The 4,766-nt window shown below is 41.5% G+C and carries 5 protein-coding genes; 4 read left to right on the top strand and 1 reads right to left on the bottom strand.

Translation table 11 applies throughout. The annotated features are described in order from the left end of the window. The 4 genes from AC1DWN_RS28255 to AC1DWN_RS28240 form a co-directional block, all read left to right on the top strand. Positions 1-485: thiamine pyrophosphate-dependent enzyme (locus tag AC1DWN_RS28255; protein WP_477562213.1), on the top strand; the 485-nt coding region annotated here is incomplete at its 5' end. Between the two features lie 18 nt (positions 486-503). Next, positions 504-911 (top strand): carboxymuconolactone decarboxylase family protein, encoded by a 408-nt coding sequence (locus tag AC1DWN_RS28250; protein ID WP_477562212.1) that lies wholly within the window; start codon positions 504-506, stop codon positions 909-911. A gap of 261 nt (positions 912-1,172) precedes the next feature. Next, the gene (gene htpG / locus AC1DWN_RS28245) at positions 1,173-3,053 is read left to right on the top strand and encodes a molecular chaperone HtpG (RefSeq protein WP_477562211.1); all 1,881 of its coding nucleotides are present in this window, start codon (positions 1,173-1,175) and stop codon (positions 3,051-3,053) included. A 274-nt stretch (positions 3,054-3,327) separates the two neighbouring features. After that, on the top strand, positions 3,328-3,891 hold the full coding sequence (locus AC1DWN_RS28240) for a 50S ribosomal protein L25 (protein ID WP_477562210.1): 564 nt from the start codon (positions 3,328-3,330) through the stop codon (positions 3,889-3,891). A 115-nt stretch (positions 3,892-4,006) separates the two neighbouring features. Here AC1DWN_RS28240 and AC1DWN_RS28235 read toward each other — a convergent pair. Beyond that, the coding region (locus AC1DWN_RS28235; RefSeq protein WP_477562209.1) for a MerR family transcriptional regulator at positions 4,007-4,766 on the bottom strand (760 nt) is incomplete at its 5' end.

The raw sequence follows: 4,766 nt of genomic DNA, 5'->3' as shown, positions 1-4,766 counted from the left end.
CCTTTTATGCCGTGCAGCATTTCGATATATTGGAAACAGGCACCTTTTATTTTGACGAAGTATTTATTGCTATGGGAGCCGCGATTGGCTACTCCATTGGTGCCAAAATTGCGCGACCCGACCGTCATGTCGTATGTATAACAGGCGATGGATGTATGATGATGCACGGAACAGAAATCTCTACGGCGGTTAACCATGGTGCTCCAGTCATTTTCTTTGTACTTAATAATGGCCGCTTGGATATGGTGGACAAAGGCATGTCTTATAATACAGGCCGATCCGTTGGTGCTGTCTATGAGCGGCCACTGGATGTAAGTCAATTTGCGGGATCGATGGGTGCATTAACCTATTGTTGTCATAACGCAGTAGATATCAGTGAAGCAGTTCGATCCGCMCTTCAATCTCAAGTTGCAACGGTTATTGAGGTTATGGTTGATCCGGAAGAAATTCCACCGATACTTACTAGATTATTAAGCTTAGACTAAGGTCATGGARGAGAGAATATGAAAAAGAATCGGTATGAGCAGGGTCAAGAAACTATAACGAAAATGGTAACACCTGATGTTTTAGAGGGAACGGTTGAGCGCGTAAAACGGTTTAGTCCAGATATGGCCAAGCTAATTGTGGAGTTCCCATTTGGCTCGATTTATTCGCGTCCAGGATTAGATCTAAAGCAAAGAGCTCTTCTTACGATCGCAACTTTAGTTACCCAAGGCGCGGTAGGTCAGCTTGATTTCCATATTCATGCAGCTCTCAATGCAGGACTTACTCCGGATGAAGTTGTTGAAGCGATTATCCACTGCCTTCCCTATGCAGGTTTTCCAAAGTCAATCGACGGGCTGGATGTTGTCATAACTGTATTTAAAGAGCGCAATATTACGTATGAAGCTCAGGTGGAGAGTACAGTCTAGAAGTCGGTTTGGAACGGGTCTTCAACAAAAACTAACYTCAAAAGAAGCTGTAAGCATTCAAGAAGTGCTTTCAGCTTCTTTTCATGCGATCTACCTTGCGACTAACTTTTCTAACCCTATTTGTTAATATCGCCCCCATCGCTATTGACATCCAAAATTAGTATATGTTATATAAAGAGAAGGATTAGCACTCTGTCGTTTAGAGTGCTAAACTATAGGAGAACATGAATCTATTAACTTGTTTTGAAAGGAGATTTACCCATGGCTCAGAAACAATTTAAAGCAGAATCCAAAAGACTATTGGAAATGATGATTAACTCCATTTACACGCAGAAAGAGATCTTCATAAGAGAACTCGTATCGAATGCTAGTGATGCCATTGATAAAATCTATTACAAAGCATTAACTGACGATGAGTTGGTTTTTAACAAAGAGGATTACTACGTTAAAGTAACGGCAGATAAGGCTCAAAGAACGCTAACGATTGCTGATACTGGTATTGGCATGACACAAGAGGAACTGGAAAATAATCTTGGTACAATAGCGAAGAGCGGATCGCTTGCATTCAAAAGTGAGAACGAAGCGAAAGATGGACATAATATTATCGGTCAATTTGGAGTCGGATTTTATTCGGCATTCATGGTGGCAGATGAGATTACGGTTATTACCAAAACGCTAGGCAGCGACCAAGCCTTCAAATGGGAATCCAAGGGTACAGAAGGATACACGATTGTACCATGTGAGAAGGATTCAATTGGTACAGAGATTATTTTGCAAATTAAAGCGAACACGGAAGACGATCAATATGATGAGTATCTTGAAGAGTATCGTTTAAGAGCAATCATCAAGAAATATTCTGATTTTATTCGCTATCCGATCAAGATGGATGTGAAAGGCCAGCGTCCAATCGAAGGAAGCGAAGATGAGCTTGAAGATTATACGGAAGAACAAACCGTTAATAGCATGGTTCCGATCTGGCGCAAAAATAAAAATGAGCTTACAACAGAAGACTATGAAAACTTCTATTTTGAAAAACGTTATGGCTTCGATAAGCCGCTTAAGCATGTCCATATTAGTGCTGATGGCGCTGTAGTCTACAACGCGATTCTATTTATTCCGGAAAACACACCGTTCGACTATTACACAAAGGAATTTGAAAAAGGGCTAGAGCTTTATTCCAATGGCGTTCTAATTATGGATAAGTGCTCGGATTTGCTGCCTGACTACTTCAGCTTTGTGAAGGGTATGGTCGATTCAGAAGATTTGTCTCTAAACATCTCGCGTGAGCTGCTTCAGCATGACAGACAATTGAAGCTAATTGCCAAGAACATTAAGAACAAAATCAAAGGTCAATTGCATAGCCTGCTGAAGGATGAAAGAGAGAAGTATGAAACCTTCTATAAATCTTTTGGCAGACAGTTGAAATTTGGGGTATACAACGATTACGGCGTGAACAAAGAGGATCTGCAGGATCTATTGCTGTTCAATTCATCAAAAGAGAAGAAGCTAGTTTCCTTAGATGAGTATGTATCGAGAATGCCTGAAGACCAGAAGTACATTTACTATGCTTCCGGTGAATCGATTGAAAGAATCGATAAGCTGCCGCAAACTGAAATGGTATCCGATAAAGGCTTTGAAATTCTGTACTTTACCGACGATATCGATGAATTTGCAATTAAAATTATTATGAAATACAAAGATAAAGAGTTCAAATCCGTATCAAGTGGTGACTTAGGAATCGAGCCTGATGCTAGTGAGGCGCAAACGGATGCTGAAGAGAGCGACAACAAGGAGCTCTTCGAATTTATGAATGGCTTGCTGTCAGGAAAAGTGACTAATGTTAAGGCGTCAAAAAGACTAAAATCACATCCTGTATGTCTCTCTGCCGATGGCGAAGTAACCATTGAAATGGAAAAAATCTTAAAAGCAATGCCTAATAGTAAAGATGTAAAAGCGGACAAGGTTCTAGAAATCAACGTCAATCATGACGTGTTTAAGTCCCTGAAGGCCGCGTATATCACGGATAAAGAGAAGCTGAATCTGTATACACAACTGTTATACAACCAAGCGCTTTTAATTGAAGGCTTACAAATTAATGATCCAGTAGAGTTCACAAATGACATTKGCAAAATAATGGTTTAAGCAGTCGGACAATCGTGTAGTAGAGGATGCTACATGATAAAAGCTTAGTTTGTTCGACAGTTTGCATGTTATATGATATGGTAGCACTAATAAGGCATTTCGTTCCTCTGGAGCGAAATGTCTTTGCATATATATAGGGACTTTACATTAAATGTATTGAAGGTGGTGATGTTATGGTGCTCTTTTTTCCCCTCGTGAGAGGGGCGGAATCAAACGTCGTAAAAGGCGAGGATTTTGGGAGCACAAAATAACTGAGTTGAAGGAGATATATCAAATGAGAACAAGTTTTCTAGCGGAGCACAGAACGCCCACGAACAGTACCGGATTGAAGCGACTACGCAAAGAGGGGCGCCTCCCGGGCATTATTTTTGGATCGAATGTTGACAATGCTATGATTCATATATCGGCGAAGGAATTCCAACAGTGGACAAAAGGCGGGGGAACCGGCATTATCGAGCTTAATCTCGGTGGCACGGAGACAGTACCTGTTCTGCTTGAGAGTGTACAGCGGGATGCGGTAAGCCGTGAGTTTATCCATGTTGACTTCTTACGTGTTCAAAAGAATGAGGCTGTACGTACGAAGATTCTAATTGATTATGTTGGAACGGCTGTAGGCTCGAAACGAGGAGGCATCGTACAAACGCAAGGCTCGTTCATTGAGATCCACGGTCTTCCGGATAGACTGCAAGCTTCGATTACAGTCGATGTCAGTGCTCTCGATGTAGGCGAATCGCTTCTTGTAGGAGATATCGAGCTTCCATCTGGATTAACCTTGATTTCATCGCCAAGTGAGCTTCTCGTTTCTGTCGTGGCTCCAAAGGTAGAATCGGCTGGATAAAGGATTACGATCAATCGATTAGATGGATGGAGCAAACTAGTTAGAAAAAGGAGCCCTGCTTACTTAGCAATTAAGTGAGCAGGGCTTTTTGTGACTATGCGTCGCTTCCACTCTATTACTCAGTTCCTGTGTAGATAAGGACGGCATCTCTTAGAAACACAGTGCAGCCAGACTGATGCTTATCATAATATGCAGTGAATCTTTCATCATCTACATACATCTGTACAATACCCGCATGTGCTTCTTTGGAATAATGTCCCCAATAAAAGCTGAGCCATTGTCGATGCAGATCCGCTGCTTTCTGCGCTAGCTCACCTGCTGGATTGCCTGTTGCATAGGCCTCGACTAAAACAGTTATCACCTGTGCACCTAATTGCTCGATTTCTACATGCTGCTTTTCCGTCATATTTTTGACGATTTGATTGGACTGGTCTACTTGCACGTCTCCATATTTCTCTCTAATCTCTTTGCCATAATTTTTCTCATTCTCATCGATCATTTGCTGTTTGAAGCCCGAGAACTTTTCTTGGTTTGTCATTGTAACTCTCCCTTCCTTCTGTGCTAATGTTTTATCGACATTAGCGATTAGTAGATCTAATTGCTCTTTCTTCTCAAGCAATCTTTTACGATGTTCCCTGAGCGTTAGTTCCTCGTCAAAGGAAGATGCGGTCACGATTGTCTTTATTTCTTCCAAGCTGACACCCAGCTCTCTATAGAATAGAATTTGCTGTAATCGGTCAACTTCTGCTTGCGCATATATGCGATAGCCTGATGAATTGATTCTTGCTGGCTTGAGCATTCCGATCTCATCGTAATATCGCAGTGTTCTTGTACTTATACCTGCCATCTGTCCAAGCTTTTGAATGGTATATTCC

It is taken from the genome of Paenibacillus sp. P4_A7 (assembly GCF_056402455.1).
The sequence above is the reverse complement of the archived record's forward strand: the minus strand, read 5'-3'. Positions and strand labels throughout refer to the sequence as shown.

What these genes read in the sequence shown, in the direction of transcription:
- AC1DWN_RS28250 (WP_477562212.1), top strand. Translation starts at nt 504, where the DNA reads ATGAAAAAGAATCGGTATGAGCAGGGTCAAGAAACTATAACGAAAATG.
- AC1DWN_RS28240 (WP_477562210.1), top strand. Translation starts at nt 3,328, where the DNA reads ATGAGAACAAGTTTTCTAGCGGAGCACAGAACGCCCACGAACAGTACC.